Source organism: Roseixanthobacter psychrophilus (genome assembly GCF_043195195.1).
GTDB lineage: Bacteria > Pseudomonadota > Alphaproteobacteria > Rhizobiales > Xanthobacteraceae > NCEH01.
In genome coordinates, this window is sequence record NZ_JBAFWT010000212.1 from 1 (window position 1) to 351 (window position 351).

At 68.7% G+C, this 351-nt stretch carries 1 protein-coding gene; it reads left to right on the top strand.

Annotation, left to right across the window (positions count from 1 at the left end; translation table 11 throughout):
- The coding region (locus V5F77_RS29245; protein WP_429008533.1) for an ATP-binding protein at positions 1-344 on the top strand (344 nt) is incomplete at its 5' end.
- Between the last annotated feature and the right edge of the window lie 7 nt (positions 345-351).

A 351-nucleotide genomic window follows, 5' to 3' on the forward strand; every position in this document is an offset into this window, starting at 1 on the left:
CGCCGCGCCTGCTCGAAGACCTCGCCGTCGCCCGGGCCGATGGCCGATACCCCAGACTGCTCGCCTCTCTCGCCAAGGTCCGCCTCCTCATCCTCGACGACTGGGCCATCACGCCGATGACCGCCGACCAGCGACGTGATCTGCTCGAGGTCGTCGAGGATCGATGCGGCCGGGCGTCTACCCTCGTCGCCAGCCAGATCCCGGTCGCCGAATGGCACGCGGCAATCGGCGACGCCACGCTCGCCGACGCCATCCTCGACCGGCTCGTCCATTCCTCCCACCGCGTCGAGATCAGAGGCGAGTCCATGCGAAAGAGGCTCGCCGAAAAGACCCTCGGGGCTTGATCCCGAG